Source organism: Bacillus sp. FSL R5-0659 (genome assembly GCF_038008785.1).
Taxonomy (GTDB): domain Bacteria; phylum Bacillota; class Bacilli; order Bacillales; family Bacillaceae; genus Bacillus; species Bacillus safensis.
The window spans coordinates 599,792-617,173 of the sequence record NZ_JBBOZU010000001.1; the positions used below are offsets into that span (position 1 = coordinate 599,792).

The 17,382-nt window shown below is 40.1% G+C and carries 21 protein-coding genes; 11 read left to right on the forward strand and 10 right to left on the reverse strand.

Translation table 11 applies throughout. The features are described 5' to 3' along the window. The first annotated feature begins 19 nt into the window (after positions 1–19). Together rimI and tsaD are read left to right on the forward strand one after the other, a co-directional pair. Positions 20–448, forward strand: a complete 429-nt coding sequence (gene rimI, locus NSQ72_RS02965; RefSeq protein WP_024424460.1) for a ribosomal protein S18-alanine N-acetyltransferase — start codon at positions 20–22, stop codon at positions 446–448. Beyond that, the gene (gene tsaD / locus NSQ72_RS02970; RefSeq protein WP_341083240.1) at positions 441–1,469 is read left to right on the forward strand and encodes a tRNA (adenosine(37)-N6)-threonylcarbamoyltransferase complex transferase subunit TsaD; all 1,029 of its coding nucleotides are present in this window, start codon (positions 441–443) and stop codon (positions 1,467–1,469) included. The genes rimI and tsaD overlap by 8 nt, the downstream gene beginning before the upstream one ends. 272 nt (positions 1,470–1,741) lie before the next feature. Here tsaD and NSQ72_RS02975 read toward each other — a convergent pair whose 3' ends face one another. Next, entirely contained in the window at positions 1,742–3,664 is a 1,923-nt protein-coding gene (locus tag NSQ72_RS02975) for an ABC-F family ATP-binding cassette domain-containing protein (RefSeq protein WP_341083241.1), read from the reverse strand. A gap of 138 nt (positions 3,665–3,802) precedes the next feature. On the opposite strand from NSQ72_RS02975, the gene moaC reads away from it, so the two are divergent. From moaC to tatC, 4 genes are read left to right on the forward strand one after another with little or no spacing between them, the layout of a single operon-like run. Further along, positions 3,803–4,294, forward strand: a complete 492-nt coding sequence (gene moaC / locus NSQ72_RS02980; protein ID WP_039176857.1) for a cyclic pyranopterin monophosphate synthase MoaC — start codon at positions 3,803–3,805, stop codon at positions 4,292–4,294. A gap of 15 nt (positions 4,295–4,309) precedes the next feature. Next, entirely contained in the window at positions 4,310–4,963 is a 654-nt protein-coding gene (locus NSQ72_RS02985; RefSeq protein ID WP_008355687.1) for a redox-sensing transcriptional repressor Rex, read from the forward strand. A gap of 27 nt (positions 4,964–4,990) precedes the next feature. Then, entirely contained in the window at positions 4,991–5,170 is a 180-nt protein-coding gene (locus NSQ72_RS02990) for a twin-arginine translocase TatA/TatE family subunit (protein WP_008355689.1), read from the forward strand. A 6-nt stretch (positions 5,171–5,176) separates the two neighbouring features. Then, positions 5,177–5,935: a twin-arginine translocase subunit TatC gene (gene tatC / locus NSQ72_RS02995; protein WP_098676753.1), complete on the forward strand. Its 759-nt coding sequence runs from the start codon at positions 5,177–5,179 to the stop codon at positions 5,933–5,935. Positions 5,936–5,974: 39 nt separating this feature from the next. Here the strand turns inward: tatC and NSQ72_RS03000 are convergent, their stop codons facing one another. From NSQ72_RS03000 to NSQ72_RS03010, 3 genes are read right to left on the reverse strand one after another with little or no spacing between them, the layout of a single operon-like run. Further along, entirely contained in the window at positions 5,975–6,601 is a 627-nt protein-coding gene (locus NSQ72_RS03000) for an NUDIX hydrolase (RefSeq protein ID WP_341083242.1), read from the reverse strand. A 56-nt stretch (positions 6,602–6,657) separates the two neighbouring features. Further along, the gene (locus NSQ72_RS03005; protein WP_003213897.1) at positions 6,658–6,852 is read right to left on the reverse strand and encodes a YdiK family protein; all 195 of its coding nucleotides are present in this window, start codon (positions 6,850–6,852) and stop codon (positions 6,658–6,660) included. Continuing rightward, positions 6,849–7,583, reverse strand: coding sequence for a CPBP family intramembrane glutamic endopeptidase (locus NSQ72_RS03010; RefSeq protein ID WP_058837872.1), 735 nt, complete (start codon positions 7,581–7,583; stop codon positions 6,849–6,851). The genes NSQ72_RS03005 and NSQ72_RS03010 overlap by 4 nt, the downstream gene beginning before the upstream one ends. Positions 7,584–7,812: 229 nt before the next feature. On the opposite strand from NSQ72_RS03010, the gene groES reads away from it, so the two are divergent. Beyond that, positions 7,813–8,097, forward strand: coding sequence for a co-chaperone GroES (gene groES, locus NSQ72_RS03015; protein ID WP_024426730.1), 285 nt, complete (start codon positions 7,813–7,815; stop codon positions 8,095–8,097). Between the two features lie 57 nt (positions 8,098–8,154). Next, the gene (groL, locus tag NSQ72_RS03020; RefSeq protein ID WP_024424467.1) at positions 8,155–9,789 is read left to right on the forward strand and encodes a chaperonin GroEL; all 1,635 of its coding nucleotides are present in this window, start codon (positions 8,155–8,157) and stop codon (positions 9,787–9,789) included. 474 nt (positions 9,790–10,263) lie between these two features. On the opposite strand, the gene NSQ72_RS03025 is transcribed toward groL, so the two are convergent. Further along, complete coding sequence (locus tag NSQ72_RS03025; RefSeq protein ID WP_341083244.1) at positions 10,264–10,800, reverse strand: LptM family lipoprotein; 537 nt, start codon at positions 10,798–10,800, stop codon at positions 10,264–10,266. Between the two features lie 236 nt (positions 10,801–11,036). Between NSQ72_RS03025 and NSQ72_RS03030 the strand changes: the two genes are divergently transcribed. Next, positions 11,037–11,480 carry a hypothetical protein gene (locus NSQ72_RS03030; RefSeq protein ID WP_445285734.1) on the forward strand — a complete coding sequence of 148 codons (444 nt, stop codon included), beginning with the start codon at positions 11,037–11,039 and terminating at the stop codon, positions 11,478–11,480. Positions 11,481–11,510: 30 nt separating this feature from the next. On the opposite strand, the gene NSQ72_RS03035 is transcribed toward NSQ72_RS03030, so the two are convergent. From NSQ72_RS03035 to NSQ72_RS03045, 3 genes are all read right to left on the reverse strand, one after another. Further along, positions 11,511–11,861 carry a DUF4064 domain-containing protein gene (locus NSQ72_RS03035; RefSeq protein WP_047202828.1) on the reverse strand — a complete coding sequence of 117 codons (351 nt, stop codon included), beginning with the start codon at positions 11,859–11,861 and terminating at the stop codon, positions 11,511–11,513. A gap of 138 nt (positions 11,862–11,999) precedes the next feature. Continuing rightward, on the reverse strand, positions 12,000–12,467 hold the full coding sequence (locus NSQ72_RS03040; RefSeq protein WP_047202827.1) for a hypothetical protein: 468 nt from the start codon (positions 12,465–12,467) through the stop codon (positions 12,000–12,002). 125 nt (positions 12,468–12,592) lie between these two features. After that, positions 12,593–13,267, reverse strand: coding sequence for a hypothetical protein (locus NSQ72_RS03045; protein ID WP_058837869.1), 675 nt, complete (start codon positions 13,265–13,267; stop codon positions 12,593–12,595). Positions 13,268–13,476: 209 nt separating this feature from the next. On the opposite strand from NSQ72_RS03045, the gene NSQ72_RS03050 reads away from it, so the two are divergent. After that, positions 13,477–13,845, forward strand: coding sequence for an RlpA-like double-psi beta-barrel domain-containing protein (locus NSQ72_RS03050; RefSeq protein ID WP_024424478.1), 369 nt, complete (start codon positions 13,477–13,479; stop codon positions 13,843–13,845). 73 nt (positions 13,846–13,918) lie between these two features. Further along, positions 13,919–14,968: a hypothetical protein gene (locus NSQ72_RS03055; RefSeq protein ID WP_341083246.1), complete on the forward strand. Its 1,050-nt coding sequence runs from the start codon at positions 13,919–13,921 to the stop codon at positions 14,966–14,968. Positions 14,969–15,182: 214 nt separating this feature from the next. Here NSQ72_RS03055 and NSQ72_RS03060 read toward each other — a convergent pair whose 3' ends face one another. Both NSQ72_RS03060 and NSQ72_RS03065 read right to left on the reverse strand, forming a co-directional pair. After that, on the reverse strand, positions 15,183–15,554 hold the full coding sequence (locus NSQ72_RS03060; protein WP_039176890.1) for a carboxymuconolactone decarboxylase family protein: 372 nt from the start codon (positions 15,552–15,554) through the stop codon (positions 15,183–15,185). Positions 15,555–15,829: 275 nt separating this feature from the next. Next, positions 15,830–17,362 carry a multicopper oxidase family protein gene (locus tag NSQ72_RS03065; protein ID WP_064497659.1) on the reverse strand — a complete coding sequence of 511 codons (1,533 nt, stop codon included), beginning with the start codon at positions 17,360–17,362 and terminating at the stop codon, positions 15,830–15,832. Positions 17,363–17,382: the final 20 nt, after the last annotated feature.

The window sequence follows — 17,382 nt, forward strand, 5'->3', positions numbered from 1 at the left end:
CATAGCAGAAATACGACAAATGACAGTAGCGGACATTCCAGAGGTGTATACGATTGAAGTGCATTCGTTTACAGCGCCTTGGAAAAAGGAATCGTTTGTCTATGAGATTCTGCATAACCAATACAGCCATTACTTCCTCATCGAGGAAGATAAGCAGCCTGTTGGATATTGCGGGGTCTGGATTGTCATGGACGATGCACAAATTACGAACATTGCGATTCTCCCTGAGCATAGAGGAAAAGGCTACGGGGAAGCATTGCTTCGATATGTCATGGAATTTTGCAAAGAAAAAAAGACAGATCATCTTTCTTTAGAGGTGCGGGTTTCGAATACACCAGCACAATCCCTCTATGAAAAGCTCGGTTTCAGACCAGCTTCTATTCGAAAGAATTATTATACGGATAATGGAGAAGATGCGTTAGTCATGTGGGTGAATATAAATGAGTGAACAAACAGATCGATTCATATTAGGTATAGAAACAAGCTGTGATGAAACAGCTGCATCCATTGTGAAAAATGGAAAGGAAATCGTGGCAAATGTGGTCGCCTCGCAAATAGACAGTCATAAACGATTTGGCGGTGTTGTACCTGAAATTGCTTCGAGGCATCACGTGGAGCAAGTCACCATCGTATTAGAAGAAGTGATGACACAGGCGGGTATGAGCTTTAAGGATTTGGATGCGATTGCTGTTACGGAAGGACCTGGCCTCGTCGGTGCCCTGCTGATTGGCGTCAATGCAGCAAAGGCACTGAGCTTTGCCCATCAAATTCCTCTTGTTGGTGTTCATCATATTGCAGGGCATATTTATGCCAACCAGCTCGTTGATGAATTGGAGTTTCCATGTTTAGCTCTTGTTGTCTCTGGCGGACATACTGAGCTTGTTTTAATGAAGGAGCACGGATCTTTTGAGGTTATCGGAGAAACATTAGATGATGCAGCTGGAGAAGCCTACGATAAAGTGGCCCGGACGATGGGTCTCCCGTACCCAGGTGGACCTCATATTGATCGGTTAGCACATGAAGGAGAGCCGACAATTAAGCTTCCTCGTGCATGGCTTGAAGAAGGGTCTTATCACTTTAGCTTCAGTGGTTTAAAATCAGCTGTGATCAACACCTTACACAATGCGTCACAAAAGGGAGAAACGATTGCCCCAGAGAATTTAGCCGCAAGTTTTCAAGCAAGTGTCATTGAGGTGCTTGTTGGGAAAACATTGAAAGCAGCAGAAGCCTATGGTGTGAAGCAGGTTGTTCTAGCTGGAGGAGTCGCTGCCAATAAAGGACTAAGAGAAGCTTTAACATCAGCATTCACGAAACTGCCAGACGTGAAGGTCATTATTCCGCCATTATCACTTTGCACAGATAATGCAGCCATGATCGCTGCCGCTGGAACCATTGCGTTTGAAAAAGGAATCAGAGGCGATATGGCGATGAATGGCCAGCCAGGATTGCCGCTAGTCTCATATGGATAAAAACTCCTGTGGATTACAGGGGTTTTTATTTTTCTATGAAAGCGATTTATTCACATGTAAACGTTATATATCCACAATTGTTAGAAAATTTTGTTTTAAAGTGAAGAGGATGTGTATAAATACGACCTTTTTTGTGGATATGTGATTAAAACTCTGTGTATAATGTGGGTAAGTCCCAAGTGATTAAGAATAATCAAGAAGTTATTGTGGGTATCGTTGTGGATAATATATTTTCATTGAAAGGAAAAAAAGAGTACCCTTTAGGGCACTCTTTAAGAATCTGACAGCTCTTCCCACTCCGCAAAAAGTGATTCTAACTCTTGATTGAGCGTATCATTTTCTGTTTGAATGGCTTGAATCTTCTCGTGATCTTGAAAAATATCAGGATCACATAACAGCTCTTCATTTTCACCGAGCTTGTCTTCAATGACAGCAATCCGTTTTTCAATTTCTTCAATCCTGCGCTGCTTTTGTCTTTCTTTCTTTTTCAGTTCTTTTTCTTCCGCATAAGAAAGCTTTGTTGTTTCTGCTGGCTGGGCAGTTTGTTTTTTAACCGGTTCATTTTGTTGAAGTGCCTTCAGCTCTAGTTGTTCATTTTTCTTTTCGAGGTAGTAGTCATAATCACCGAGATATTCTTTAGTTTCTGTAGGCGACAGCTCAAATACTTTCGTTGCCAGACGATTGATGAAATAACGATCATGCGAAACAAATAAGATGGTTCCTGGATAATCGATCAGTGCATTCTCTAAAATTTCCTTACTATCTAAGTCCAGATGGTTTGTCGGTTCATCGAGAATAAGGAAATTGGCTTTTTGGAGCATTAGCTTTGCCAGTGCAAGACGTGCTTTTTCCCCACCGCTTAATGCATGGACAGGTTTTAAAACATCATCACCTGAGAAGAGGAAGTTTCCTAAACATGTCCGAATTTCTTTTTCATTCATATGAGGATAATCATCCCAAAGCTCATTTAGCACTTTTTTCGAGGATGTCAGTTTGGCTTGCTCTTGGTCATAGTAGCCGATCGTGACATGAGATCCAAAAGTGATGTCGCCTTTTACCGGTGTTAATGTGTTCGTTAACGTTTTTAAAAGGGTTGATTTCCCGATCCCGTTAGGACCAATGAGTGCCACACTATCCTCGCGTTTAATCTGAAAAGAAAGCGAGGATAGGAGCGGTGTTTTTTCATCATAACTAATATCGAGATCATGTACCTTCAGTACATCATTGCCGCTTTGTCTCGTAATATCAAAATGAAAGTTTGCAGATTTTTCATCTCCTAAAGGCTTATCTAAACGATCCATCCGTTCGAGCTGTTTGCGTCTGCTTTGAGCGCGCTTTGTGGTGGAGGCTCTTGCCAGGTTGCGGTCCACGAAATCCTGGAGCTTTGAGATCTCTTCTTGCTGCTTTTCGTATAGTTTCATATCCCGCTCGAGCTGCTCTGCTTTCAGATCCAGATACTTACTATAGTTCCCTGCAAACTTTTTCATCGAAGTTCTTGAGACTTCATAGACGTGGTTTACGACTTTGTCTAAGAAATAGCGGTCATGGGACACGATGAGAATAGCACCTGTATAATTTTGCAAATACTGCTCAAGCCATGATAAGGTATCAATATCTAAATGGTTGGTCGGCTCATCCAGAATTAAGAGTTCTGGTTTCATTAACAAGAGCTTTCCAAGCGCTAGACGGGTTTTCTGGCCGCCGCTTAAGGATTGGACGGTTGTCTCATCTTCAAAATGACTAAAGCCGAGTCCATGAAGAATGGAGCGGACATCTGCTTCATATTGATAGCCGCCTTGATCTTTAAATTCCTGCTGAAGCCTGTCATAGGTTTTCATAAGGGCATCCAGCTCAGAACCTGTGGAAGAAGCCATTTTCTCCTCAATGGTTCTCATCTCTTGTTCCATCTCTTTTAAATGATCAAAAACCGATAATAATTCGTCTTTTAGCGTACGTGTAGACGTCACATCGGTATGCTGTGCTAAATAGCCGATCGATAGGTCTTTTGGTTTGATGATCTCACCTTGCTCGTAAGACATTTGACCGGCAATGATTTTCAAAAGCGTGGATTTGCCTGCGCCGTTACGACCTACAATGGCAATTCGATCCCTTGCTTTGACTTCCAATTTTATATTCGTTAAAACGGTATCAGCGCCAAACGATTTGGACAGCTGATTCACTTGTAGAATCATCATGTAACTTCACCTCTGCTATAATATGTTAAGTGTAGCTTATCAGCAGTAAACCGGCAAATGTTACATACAATCGCCATATTCAAATGAAAGACAGATAGGAAAAAATAGTGTATCATTTGAGTGAGGGAGCGTTGAAAGATGAGTCAATTTAGCCACTTTAACGAACAGGGGAGAGCAAAGATGGTCGACATTAGTGACAAATCGTCTACAGTGAGAACCGCCGTTGCTGTTTCAAGTGTTCGTATGATAAAAGAAGTGTTTCATAAAATACAACAGCATGAAATTGGAAAAGGGGATGTGCTGTCTGTTGCACAGGTTGCTGGCATCATGGCAGCAAAGCAAACATCTACCATCATTCCAATGTGTCATCCGCTTGCACTAAAAGGCGTGGATATCTCCTTTAATTGGGAGGAAGACGGAAATGCGCACATCCTGAACATACAAGTACAGGTGAAAACAAAAGGAAGTACGGGTGTGGAGATGGAAGCGCTCACTTCTGCTTCAGTATGTGCACTGACCGTTTACGATATGTGCAAAGCGATTGATAAAGGCATGATCATCGGTCCAACCTATCTAATTGAAAAGACAGGCGGGAAAAACGGTGATTTTCACAGAGCATCTGATATTTAAGTTGGAGGACCTTATATGAATATAGATCAGTCAAAAATTCCACAAGCGACAGCCAAACGTTTGCCGCTTTACTACCGTTTTTTAAAAAATTTGCATGCATCAGGAAAACAAAGGGTGTCATCAGCTGAGCTTAGTGATGCAGTCAAAGTGGATTCTGCTACCATTCGCCGAGATTTTTCGTACTTTGGTGCACTTGGGAAGAAAGGGTATGGCTATAATGTCGATTATCTCTTGACCTTCTTCAGAAAGACCCTTGACCAAGATGAAATGACCAATGTCATGCTCATCGGTGTCGGGAATTTAGGGACTGCTTTTTTACACTATAATTTCATAAAAAATAATAATACAAAAATTTCAATGGCTTTTGACGTCAATGAGAGTAAAATAGGAAGTGAGATAGGCGGCGTGCCTGTCTATGATTTGGATAAGCTTGAAGAGCATGTTCAAGAGGTAGGAGATATCCCTGTTGCAATTTTGACAGTACCTGCCGTAGCAGCTCAATCCATTACAGATCGTTTGATTGCCCTTGGCATCAAAGGAATCCTTAACTTTACGCCGGCTCGATTGAATGTGCCGGAACACATTCGAATTCATCATATAGATTTGGCGGTTGAACTTCAGTCTCTTGTGTATTTCTTAAAGCATTACTCTGTTACGCAGGAGGACTGACGAAAAGGGGTAAAGGGGGTGGAGCAAATGGGTCCGATCGGTCCTGGGAGTTTGATTCTGATTGCGATTGTAGCGCTCATTATTTTTGGGCCGAAAAAGCTTCCTGAATTAGGAAGAGCAGCAGGAGATACATTACGTGAATTCAAAAATGCCACAAAAGGCTTAGCTGATGATCAGGAAGAAAAAAAGAAAAAAGAAGATCAGTAGAATAGGATGAGCTTCATGAATGTCAAAGATATGCCGCTTATGGAGCATATTGTGGAACTGCGAAAACGCCTAGTGATCATTGCGATGTTTTTTGTCGCCTTTATGGTGGCTGGTTTTTTTCTCGCTAAGCCGGTCATTGTGTATTTACAAAATACCGATGAAGCGGCAACACTGACGCTGAATGCATTTAAACTTACAGATCCACTGTACGTGTTTATGCAGTTCGCATTTGTCATTGCTTTGGTTTTGACGTGTCCCGTTATTTTATATCAGCTGTGGGCGTTTGTGAGTCCTGGCTTATATGAGAAAGAAAGAAAGGTGACACTTGCTTACATTCCGATTGCACTGCTTTTATTTTTGAGCGGTGTGGCTTTCTCTTACTTTATTTTATTTCCGTTTGTCGTCGATTTTATGATGCGAATGTCGAATGATTTAAATGTAGAGCAAGTCATTGGGATTCATGAGTATTTTACATTTCTAATGCAGCTAACACTTCCATTTGGCTTTTTGTTTCAGATGCCCGTCGTGTTGATGTTTCTCACAAGACTCGGCATCATCACACCGATGTTTTTATCAAAAATACGGAAGTATGCCTATTTTGTCCTCCTTGTCATTGCCGCACTCATTACACCGCCAGAGCTTGTTTCTCACCTCATGGTCACCTTGCCAATGCTCGTTTTATACGAAGTGAGCATTATCATTTCAAGAGTGACCTATCGCAAAATGCAGCAAACAGAGGAGAAAGAAAAACATTATGTTTCATAAAAAAGCATCATGATCCAATAAGGGATCACGATGCTTTTTCTATTGTGTAAGAAATTGATTGATCGTGTGAAAGAGGTGCTCATAATAGGCAGGCTCATGCGAGACAAAATCATGAACACCCACTTCGATGCTTTCCTCACATCGTTCTCCGTTTGTATCAACTTTAAAGCCCTCGATTCGAATTCTTTCACATGATCCTGTTAAAAGCTGCTGTGCATCAACCAGTTTTGCTCTGTACAGACCAGCGACTTCTTCTTTCTGTAGATGAACTTCCATATGATTTTCTTCATTCATATAAAGATACACATGGCAGAACTCACGGTCAATGAAAGAAGGCAGGTGAATTTCATCTTTTATGATTCCTGTATAAGTAAGGTTCTCAAAAGGGATAGAAAGACCAAGCTCTTCTTCTACTTCTCTTAAGCCCTCAGAAGGCTGTTCATCTGCAAGAAGGTGACCTGCTGCGGTGATATCAAACAGTGAAGGAAAATCCTTTTTTGCAGGACTCCTTAGCTGAAAACAGAGATACACGGTGCCAAGCTCCTTTTTGAGAAGCCAGAAATGAAATGTTTCATGCCAAAGACCTTGGGCGTGGACATCTGAACGAGCGGCAGCTCCAATGGTTTCATGCTGATCATTAAAGGTGCGAAGTTTTTCATGTTCCATCAAGACACGTCCTCCATAAAAAAACCATTTTCCAAACGCGGAAAATGGTTTTTAATTTATTTTTGCTGCTGTTTTTTGAGTTTGACAGAGAAGGCAAACATTTTAAGCGCGATATTGATATTATAGGCCGCAAACACCATCAGCAAAATGCTGTAAAATGACCACATGTCACCTGGATTTTGAATGGCCATATAGGTGAAAGCGACACCTACGGCAAAATAAATGATGCCCCATACGACTGGGTTTCTCATGAGAAAAAGCCTCCAATAATCATTTGCATGGTTTGAGATTGTTCTTCAATCATTTTTTTCACTGGCTCAATCTGCACAAGAACGACAAGTGAGTTCATCAGCATATGAGCGCCGATTGGGACAATGATTCGTTTTGTTTTCGCATATAAAAAGGCAAAGGTAAAGCCCATTGCGGTATAGAGCAAGATATGGGGAAAATCATAATGTACAGCAGCGAAAACCACTGAACTGGCAAGTGCTCCAATGAAGAAATTCGTTTTTTCATAAATCACACCAAAGATGATTTTACGGAAAATGATTTCCTCTAATATCGGTCCAATCAGGGCGATGACGATCACAAGCCAAGGAACGGCATCCATAATGGATAAAATGTTTTGGGTATTTTCAGATTCTCGTCCAATGCCAAATGCATATTGTTCAATCGCCCCCGCAATCGATTGTGCAAAGAGAGAAAGAAAGAAACCGCCAATGATCCATGCGATAGCAGAACCGATTGAAGCTGGCGCTTCATTTCGCAGTGAAGCTTTTGGGACGGTTCGAAGGATGAGCAGAATAATGATCAATCCGATACAGAAACTGATGATTGTCCACGTTCCTGATAATTTTGAAAGCTCTGTTTGAGTCATCGGTGATTGAATGAATCCCAGCCATTTCATTATGAGAAAATAAGGAAACGCAGATACCTGTACCAATATATACGTTAAGATGATGTACCAATATTGTTTTTTCAAGTAACGAAAACCCCTTTACTAAAAGAACTAAATTTATTGTAACACAAGTCTTCTTTTTCGATGAAAAGGAAAGAATCTGAGATTCAAAAAGATCGTGAAAGCGTAAAAATTTTTAAAGGTTTTCACTTGAAATTGCAGAAGACATTCTTTATTATAATAAATGTGTTAGCACTCACTGGTGATGAGTGCTAAAAAAGACTACATATAAAAATTGAGGAGGTTGTTTCTTATGTTAAAGCCATTAGGCGATCGCGTAATCATTGAACTCGTTGAATCTGAGGAAAAAACCGCTAGCGGTATTGTTTTACCGGATTCTGCAAAAGAAAAACCGCAAGAAGGTAAAATTGTTGCAGCAGGTTCAGGGCGTGTACTTGAAAGTGGTGAGCGCGTTGCGTTAGAAGTAAGCACAGGCGACCGCATTATCTTCTCAAAATATGCAGGCACTGAAGTGAAATATGAAGGAAAAGAATATTTAATCCTTCGTGAGAGCGACATTTTAGCTGTTATTGGTTAATCACATAAAAAGGCATTGAGATATATTTTCTAAAAAGACTGAGGAGGTTTCGTTATTATGGCAAAAGATATTAAGTTCAGTGAAGAAGCACGTCGCGCGATGTTACGTGGTGTAGATGCACTTGCAGATGCTGTAAAAGTAACTTTAGGACCAAAAGGACGTAACGTGGTTCTTGAGAAAAAATTCGGTTCTCCACTTATCACAAATGATGGTGTAACGATTGCAAAAGAAATCGAATTAGAAGATGCATTTGAAAACATGGGTGCAAAACTTGTGGCTGAAGTTGCAAGCAAAACAAATGACGTAGCTGGTGACGGTACAACGACTGCAACAGTTCTAGCTCAAGCGATGATCCGTGAAGGTCTTAAAAACGTAACAGCTGGTGCAAACCCTGTTGGCGTTCGTAAAGGGATCGAAGAAGCAGTGAAAGTAGCACTTGAAGGCTTGCACGAGATTTCTAAACCAATCGAAGGTAAAGAATCAATTGCTCAAGTTGCGGCTATTTCTGCAGCAGATGAAGAAGTCGGCAGCCTAATCGCTGAAGCGATGGAGCGCGTTGGCAACGACGGAGTTATCACAATTGAAGAATCTAAAGGTTTCACAACTGAGCTAGAAGTGGTTGAAGGTATGCAGTTTGACCGCGGATATGCTTCACCATACATGGTGACAGATTCTGATAAGATGGAAGCAGTTCTTGAAAATCCTTACATCTTAATCACTGATAAAAAAATCACAAACATTCAAGAAATCCTTCCTGTACTTGAGCAAGTTGTACAACAAGGAAAACCATTATTGCTTATTGCTGAAGATGTAGAAGGCGAAGCACTTGCAACTCTTGTTGTGAACAAGCTTCGTGGTACATTCAACGCAGTAGCAGTAAAAGCACCTGGATTCGGTGATCGTCGTAAAGCAATGCTTGAAGACATCTCTGTTCTAACTGGCGGAGAATTAATCACAGAAGATCTAGGACTTGACCTGAAATCAACTGAAATCGGTCAGCTTGGTCGCGCGTCTAAAGTCGTTGTGACAAAAGAAAACACAACAATCGTAGAGGGCTCAGGAGATTCTGCTCAAATTGCAGCACGTGTGAACCAAATCCGTGCACAAGTAGAAGAAACAACTTCTGAATTCGATAAAGAAAAATTACAAGAACGTCTTGCAAAACTAGCTGGAGGCGTCGCTGTCATCAAAGTTGGTGCTGCAACTGAAACAGAACTAAAAGAGCGTAAACTACGTATCGAGGATGCACTGAACTCAACTCGTGCAGCAGTTGAAGAAGGTATCGTATCCGGTGGTGGTACAGCACTTGTGAATGTATACAACAAAGTCGCTTCAATTGAAGCTGATGGTGACGTTCAAACAGGTGTAAACATCGTTCTACGTTCTCTTGAAGAGCCAATTCGTCAAATTGCTCACAACGCTGGACTTGAAGGATCAGTCATCGTTGAGCGCTTGAAAAACGAAGAAATTGGCGTAGGCTTCAACGCAGCAACAAACGAATGGGTAAACATGATCGAAAAAGGAATCGTTGACCCAACAAAAGTCACTCGCTCTGCACTTCAAAACGCAGCTTCTGTAGCAGCAATGCTTCTAACAACTGAAGCAGTCGTTGCTGACAAACCAGAAGAAGGCGGCTCAGGCGGCGGAATGCCAGATATGGGCGGCATGGGTGGAATGGGCGGAATGATGTAAACACCCTCGAAAACCCCTTGAAATATAGGGGTTTTTGTTATGTCTTCATGATTTTGGCCACGATTTGGTCACATGCAATAAAAAGTACCAGGGATGATGAATTGAAACCTTTACTGTTTTTCAATCGTTAAAATAAGAGACAGTGATTTCATGGGTCTTTACCCGATATGAAGAGAATGGGTAATTTAAAGAGAAAAGCGGTGATTGTATGGGCTTGACGACGTGGGTGGCGATTATTGTTGCACTGGCCGTCGTGTTTGGATTGTTTGGATCGAAGAAGCGTGATAAATAATGAAAGAGTTAACCCCCACTTTCAAATAGGAGTAGGGGTTTTTTTGTTAAGTGGGAAGCATTTGCTGAGTTTTAAAAGGAGATCGTGATTTTCTAAGGACCGTATGCATAAAGCATATCCTCTTCACAGAAGCCGTTATCAAATAAAAAAAGCCCTCATCATTCAAGGGCATTAGTGAAAGTTTATTTTACTTTAACTGTGAATGTCACGTCTTTACTATTCATGTAATCGTCAGTTGTGACATTTCCAAATTTCAGTTTTAATTCTTTGATGTTTTTAATGTTGATCTCTTTGCCTTCGGGAGCTAAGAATTGAATAACACCATCTTGTTTAACGCCACCTTCAACTTCGCCACCAATATCACCATCAGTCATAAACATATTCGCATCTAATTGCATGCTTCCCGCTACAGCTTTACCTTGATCTGGATAGAAGTTTAGAACTTTATCTGTCGTATTTTCAATATTCATTCCAACATTGATTCTATCTTTCATAATTTTAATTTCGCCAAGGTTTACTTTCATTCCTTGAGCAGTTGTTTTGTGTTTGCTCGCATTTATTTTCTTTGATCCATCATCTTTTTTGTTTTTTGATTGTGTTTTTGTGCTTGTAGACTCTTTTTCTTTAGACGCACCTGTAGACACATCTGCTGTTGAACCGCAAGCAGCCAGTGTAAATGTTAGCCCTAAAGCTAAAAATAAAGCATAGAATTTCTTCAAAATGAAAGTCCCCTTTTGTTTAATTTATATAAGCATCTTGTGCTTATACATTGACCATGACTATTATAATAGGATAAAAGTACTTTAAAATCAACAAAAAATGATAAAAATAGAAAATAATTGTTTTATAGTGTTTTTTTATAAACCGGTTAGCTTAAAATTACATAAAATCCACTTCTTGTGACTTAAATCGAACTTGAATTTCCTTATAATAGAATTATTATAAGGGATTGGGAGTGATTGAGATGGAAGGTTCGTCAATCAAGACGGTTAATAGAGAGGATCAACATGAATTCTTGTTTCTGAATATATCCTCAAATACAGTTGGGGCTCTTTCAAAGGAATCTGCTGAGAGGATTCTAAGGGGGAGGGATACCGATGAAATACACCAATTGATGTATGTTCCTATTGAAAATCATGAAGACCTCAAATGGCTGATTCACTCTTTGCATAAAGCCATCATGGATGAAAAAGATGTACGTGTCGCTCTTGAATTGGCTGATCTACTCTATTTCTTTGTTGTCCCTGCTTACAAAGAAGAATTGATGAGCCGGGAAGATTTGTCACAGATGATGAATGACATTCTATTTATGTTGGATCTTTGGACAGATGAAAACATAATAGAGTTAGTTGTTGCCATACAATATGAATTACAAAAAGTAGAGAGAAAAGGCTTGTAGAGCAATCTCTACAAGCTTTATTCTCTCTACTTATACAGTTGTGTTATTGACGACAGGCTCTTTTCTAAACACGCCCATGCAGCCTGCAATGATGATTAATACAGCTGGAAGGATGAAGAACATAGAAATAGAAATAATGCCACCAACAGCAGATACTAATAATAAAATTCCACCAAGCTTTGCTTTTTTCTTTACAATCACAGATGCGACAATGGCAAGAATAGAGAAAAGCATTGCTGCCCAGCCTAATCCTGTAATTTCACTGGTGCCTGAATCGCTAAATGCCGCATCGATTCCTCCGAAAGCAAGAGCGAACATTGCGCCGAAAAATCCAAAAATACCTCCAATTAAACCTAAAACAAATTCTGTCGTTCTTTTCATAATACTTTCCCCCGATATGTACATAAGAATTATTGGTACTTAAGAACCAACACAATCTTACTAATCGGCATTTCTTTCATAATGTTAATAGTTTTGTTAAAAAAAACAAGAAAATCCATAAAGGATTTTCTTGTCCAGTTATTGGGCTCTTCCCCAAGTGATTTTTGTTTCATTTGTTGTTTTCTTTCCTTTTGCGAGCACTTTGCCGTTTTCTTGTTTCACGGTGATGTTTAGATCATAAAAGGAATAGAGGGCGCCGAGGCTGTCGTTTTCTGGTTTATGCAGATTGTTTTCTTTTTCGGTTGATGCTCCAATGGCGAGCGTCTTGGCAAAGTTTAAACCGATGACTTCAGCGTAATCACTATTGGTATCAGAGGAAGCTGTTACGTTTAAAGAAATGATTTTTTTCTTTTGATCCACGGTGATGTCAGTGTCTTTGATGAGTTTAGACTGCTCCATCACTTCTTTCGTTTCCTTTTGAATGCGTTCATTAATTGTTGGAAGTGTCTTCGTTTCTGTTTTTTGTTCTTTCGTCGTATTTGAGCAAGCTGCTAGGATACAGAGAATTACAGCTAGACTCATGAAAACAAGTAGACTTTTTTTCACGTTCGATCTCCTTTTTTCTTCGAAGTATGTATGCTTATGTTACCACGAATCCTTGTTTTGATTAAAAGAGAAGTGTTGATAAGCTGTGAACAATAAAAAGCACCCTCTATCGGGTGCTTTATTTCTTATTGTGCTGAAAGGCTTGTACTTAATGGAATAGAAGAAATAACGGTGAATTTAGGAGTGGCAGCACCAGATTCTAAATTTTTACGTAAAAGCGATGATTTGATTGACCCATCCCATTTTTTATAGACACTTCCTGATGTATTTGCACGAAGCTGTACATTTGAGAAGCTTGCTTGTGAATAGCTGTTTGTTCCATTATCCTGTACGCCGTGTACCATTTTGACAACATCAAGATTTTTCAGACGGCTAGGGTTGTAAACAGGCTGCTTATAGCGCAGTTTTCCATTGACGTATAGTGACACTGTACCATCACCGTTGTTGATGAGCTTTAAGTTTACGCGTGCGCCATCTTTAATACTTGAATCGTATTCGCTGTTCCAGTATTTACTGCCGCCTTGTGAGCCGCTGCCCAGAAAGACCTTATAGCCAGAAGACGTTTTTGAAATACCGCTCTCTACAACGGCAGAGCCGAGACCGAGATACCAGTCCGCATAGCCGTTTTTAATGGTGGCTGTTTTCGGCAGGACAATATCGGCAGAGATACCTGACCATTTGGCTTCATCCGTTTGTGTCACAATGGCGCCGTGACGAGGACTAGCCGCTGAGGCAGGAAGGCTTGAAAACATCAAAACGAAGGCCAAGCTTACAATCAAAACAGTGAACCACTTTTTCATGAAAATTCCCCCTTAAATTTAATTCACCTTCATTATATAAAATGAAAGAGGGGAGCTACTTACAATGTTCTAGCTGATTTTGGCAGTATTTATGAACTTTATCGGTCATAAAGTGGTCAACTTGTATTTGAATTGTAATGTGTCTGTAAAATAACTGGGTTCATCTTCATGTATAATGAGTGCAGAAACCAAAAACGGAGGATTTCTTAATGAATAAAAAGCTTATCACGACAATCGTAACAGTAGCTAGTTTATTTTTAGCATTCAGTTTCTCACATGGAGCAAGTGCAAAAAAAGTAAGCGGCAATATTACTTGGTATAATGGTGTCGGTAAAAAAGGCGCAGATGGAAAAAAACTCGGTCATTGGGATGCAGCAACTAAAATGGGCTTTGACGTACCGAAAAAAGGTACAAAACTAAGAGTGACAACAAAAGCGAAACCACATAAAGTGATTACAGTATATAAATATGATGTAGGCAGAATGCCAAATGCTGTACTAGACGTAAGTCCAAAAGCATTCAAAGCACTTGGGTATAAAACAAGTAAAGGTGTCGTAAAAGGGCATTACACTTATTAATACATAGGCATGCAAAGAAGCGGGAAAAGTTCATTTTCTGGCTTCTTTTCTTGTAGAGAGGGTCTGAAAGGCAATGAAAAAATCAACATGGTGGATCATCACAGTCATCGGCGTCGCAGTGATTGCGGCAGTTATTTTCTTCATGATGAAGCCGGGGCAAGAGGCAAAACATGCAGGGAAAGTCAAAACAAACCAAGATGCAAAAGACGAATTGCTCGTTTCATTTACAGATCAAAAGTTAAACAATACTTATTACTTGCATGATCGGGCGCTTCATACGGAGAAACTGACAGCATATCCTTCGATTGCTTATGATTCTACGAAACAGGTTTTATATTACACGTATACAGATGAAGATACGCAAAAGGTGAGTATTCGGGAATTAAAGGTGAAATCTGAAGAAGAAAAAACACTGTTTACGAGTGATGATTCCATTGACAGTATGAGGCTGTCTGGTGATGGGAAGAAGTTATTTCTAAGGTATAACAAGGATTCTGGAGAGCAATTTTATGTCGCGTCTTTTGATTTGAAAACACACAAAATGAAGGAGCTGTATCCAGAAAAAAGCAAGGACGATACGGTGAGTTCTTTTGCATATGATCCGACTTCAAATGATTTGGCGATCCAGCATTATTCTTTAAAAGAAGATTATCAAAAAACCGATGAAGCGAATGAAAAGGGTAGAGATCCTGAACCAACAACCATGAAGATCACCCTTCAAACAGGTGAGAAGGGGAAACGCATTGCACACATTTCACAAACGATCAATGATATTTCATTTTCTCCAGATCATAAGAAATTGATTTATACAGAAGTAAAGGTTCGTAAAGAAAAAGAAATATCCTCTATTAAATTGCTTGATGTAGACACAGGAAAAACGACGACACTCGTTAAAAACAGTCAGGATGTTCATATTTTAAGTGCTGCACAGCCGCAATTTTCTACGGAAGGGTCATCTGTTTATTTCTTAGGTGTTGCAAAAAATGCAAAAGAATTAAAGGATGACACTGGACGAAAAGCGAAGGTAAGAACGATTTTTGAATACAATATGAAGAAGAAAACAGTGGAAGCCGCTTGGGAGAAGGATGGCGGAATCATTAACAATTTCACTGTCAATCGATAAAGGAAACGTTCAGTTATTTATATAACTGGACGTTTTTTTATTTTGTTACTTGAAATGCTGGAGAAATGGTGAATTTATAGGAAGAAAATCAGCTTTTAAACAGTGATACGGGTGCTATTTTCATATTTTGCTTATGTGACAGACGAAAAGAAAAAGAGTAATATGAGTGAACACAAAAAAACGAGAGGACTGATGACATCTCGTTTTCTCTGTTTTATTTGTTTTCATCTAATAAGTTTTGAAAGATAAACAGGGCATTAATGGAGTGAGGGAAGCCAGCAACCTTTGTACAGTGTTTAATAATCTCCATAATCTCTATGACAGAAAGTCCAATATGTAATGCTTGTTCAAAATGAGTCTTTAAGTCTTCATCACAATCGCCTTTTGTGATGAGGGAAGATAATGTGCTGATGGCCTTTTGTTTTTCATCTAATATGAAGTGGTTAAATTCTTTTTGTTCACTGAGTTCAATGGTTAGTTGTTCAATGTTTGACCGAATGCTCTCGTTCTCATGAATTGAAAGCTTCTCTCTGTTACCTGCCGCTGTTTCTTGTTTGACCTGGCAAGTTTCTTTTTCTTCATTCAAATTGAACTCCTCCGTTTGTTATCGCAATTTTCCATTTGTTCGTTCATTATGGCTTATGTGCCTTTTGATAGATGTAATGGGTATATAGTAGTATTATCGGTTTGCTGCGTCAACTTTTTAAGTGTGTAATGCTCCTCAAAGGAATGATTCATGCGATTTATTTTTCCATTTTGAAATGAATCATAAAAGGGCTAATGAATAGATGTCCGTTAGCCCCTTTGTAATCAGCAGTTTCATAAAAGTTCTACGCATTTAGCGGAAGAGTGGTTTCATTTTTAATGAATGATATCCATCGGCCTCATCATGTCATAATCTTCATGCTCTAAAATATGACAATGCCACACATATCGGCCGGTATATGGAACAAATCGAGCAACGATCCGAATGACTTCACCTGCATGCGCCTGAATGGTGTCCTTGTAGCCTTGTTCATGTAAAGGAGGTGCTTCGTTTGGTCCTGTATACACAATTTCTCCTGTCGATTGATAGACTTCTGTATCAAACGGCCTTCTGTCTAATACCCTAAATTGAACAAGATGCAAATGAATGGGGTGTGTACCCCTGGTTGGATTGACGATGGACCAAACCTCTAGACTGCCAAGACGAGGATTTTCCGTGACAGGGTCATTCCAAAAGTGGTTATCGAGCAATAGAATAGGGCGGCCGTATTTATCCTGTGTGCCGGTAAGTGTGAGTGTACGCTCTCGATCAGCTCGACTTGGCCGAAGCGGTGGCAGCGGTTTGAAAATCGGACGTAATGTTTTAGGTACCCTTCCTTTTAGCGGACGTGTAATTTTGAATTGCATAATGTTCGCATCTGTTTCAGGATTCACATCCTGTCCGCAGCCGGCTGTATTTTTGAGAGTGATCGTTTTGTTTTCGTAAGCTGAAAAGTCGATGATGACATCGAAACGTTCAGCAGGCGCGATGCTAAATGATTGATGGCGAACGGGTCTTGGCAAAAATCCCCCATCGGAACCAATTTGCATGATTGTAGCGTCGTTATCTAGATGCAGCTCATAAGTTCTAGTATTGGACGCATTTAAAATACGAAAACGGTATTTTCGCGGCTCTACTTCTAAATACGGCCATACTTTTCCATTGACTAAGATCGTTTCTCCACAAAAAAAGGGCACGATGGATGGGTCTGGAATGTCACTGTCCTCTGGTGTGTTGTTTGGTCTGCTAGGATAAAATAGTGAGCCATCCTCTTGAAACGTACGGTCCATAATCATTAAAGGAATGTCATAGTCATCTTTCGGAAGCTCTAAGGACTTTTCAAATGCATCTGAGATCAAATAAAACCCAGCTAAACCGGCGTACACATTTAGTCGTGTCAATGCCATCGCATGATCGTGATACCACAATGTGCAGGCTTGCTGATGATTTGGGTATACGTAAGTCTCTCTTTCAAAAAAAGGACCGGTTGCTTCAAAGTCCCGTGAAAACCAGGCCTCTGGGTAGCCGTCACTGCTTGCTGGCGTGACACCGCCATGCAGATGAACGACTGTTTTGACTTCTGGTTCATCGTGATGCCCAGGATGAATGGTGTGATCGACAGGGAGGAAATGTTTCAATGGCAATTTGTTCATCCATTTCACTTTGACCTTTTCATTTCGATTGGCTTTAATGGTTGGACCAGGCAAACTGCCATTATAGGTCCATAACTTGGTTGGGGGCAGGTCTCTATGAACTTTTAAGAATACCTCCTCCATAGCAATTTCATAATACGTTTGTCTTGGGTTTTTTTTGACGGGCTCCGCGACTTCTGGAATTGGAAGCTCGTCAACAAATTTTTCTAGGTTCATGTTGACTAATCCTCACTTAA

Bases quoted from the DNA above. Each gene is read 5' to 3' on its own strand.
- rimI (WP_024424460.1), top strand. From the start codon at position 20: ATGACAGTAGCGGACATTCCAGAGGTGTATACGATTGAAGTGCATTCG.
- tsaD (WP_341083240.1), top strand. From the start codon at position 441: ATGAGTGAACAAACAGATCGATTCATATTAGGTATAGAAACAAGCTGT.
- NSQ72_RS02975 (WP_341083241.1), bottom strand. From the start codon at position 3,664: ATGATGATTCTACAAGTGAATCAGCTGTCCAAATCGTTTGGCGCTGAT.
- moaC (WP_039176857.1), top strand. From the start codon at position 3,803: ATGAGTCAATTTAGCCACTTTAACGAACAGGGGAGAGCAAAGATGGTC.
- NSQ72_RS02985 (WP_008355687.1), top strand. From the start codon at position 4,310: ATGAATATAGATCAGTCAAAAATTCCACAAGCGACAGCCAAACGTTTG.
- NSQ72_RS02990 (WP_008355689.1), top strand. From the start codon at position 4,991: ATGGGTCCGATCGGTCCTGGGAGTTTGATTCTGATTGCGATTGTAGCG.
- tatC (WP_098676753.1), top strand. From the start codon at position 5,177: ATGAGCTTCATGAATGTCAAAGATATGCCGCTTATGGAGCATATTGTG.
- NSQ72_RS03000 (WP_341083242.1), bottom strand. From the start codon at position 6,601: ATGGAACATGAAAAACTTCGCACCTTTAATGATCAGCATGAAACCATT.
- NSQ72_RS03005 (WP_003213897.1), bottom strand. From the start codon at position 6,852: ATGAGAAACCCAGTCGTATGGGGCATCATTTATTTTGCCGTAGGTGTC.
- groES (WP_024426730.1), top strand. From the start codon at position 7,813: ATGTTAAAGCCATTAGGCGATCGCGTAATCATTGAACTCGTTGAATCT.
- groL (WP_024424467.1), top strand. From the start codon at position 8,155: ATGGCAAAAGATATTAAGTTCAGTGAAGAAGCACGTCGCGCGATGTTA.
- NSQ72_RS03035 (WP_047202828.1), bottom strand. From the start codon at position 11,861: ATGAAAAGAACGACAGAATTTGTTTTAGGTTTAATTGGAGGTATTTTT.
- NSQ72_RS03045 (WP_058837869.1), bottom strand. From the start codon at position 13,267: ATGAAAAAGTGGTTCACTGTTTTGATTGTAAGCTTGGCCTTCGTTTTG.
- NSQ72_RS03050 (WP_024424478.1), top strand. From the start codon at position 13,477: ATGAATAAAAAGCTTATCACGACAATCGTAACAGTAGCTAGTTTATTT.
- NSQ72_RS03055 (WP_341083246.1), top strand. From the start codon at position 13,919: ATGAAAAAATCAACATGGTGGATCATCACAGTCATCGGCGTCGCAGTG.
- NSQ72_RS03065 (WP_064497659.1), bottom strand. From the start codon at position 17,362: ATGAACCTAGAAAAATTTGTTGACGAGCTTCCAATTCCAGAAGTCGCG.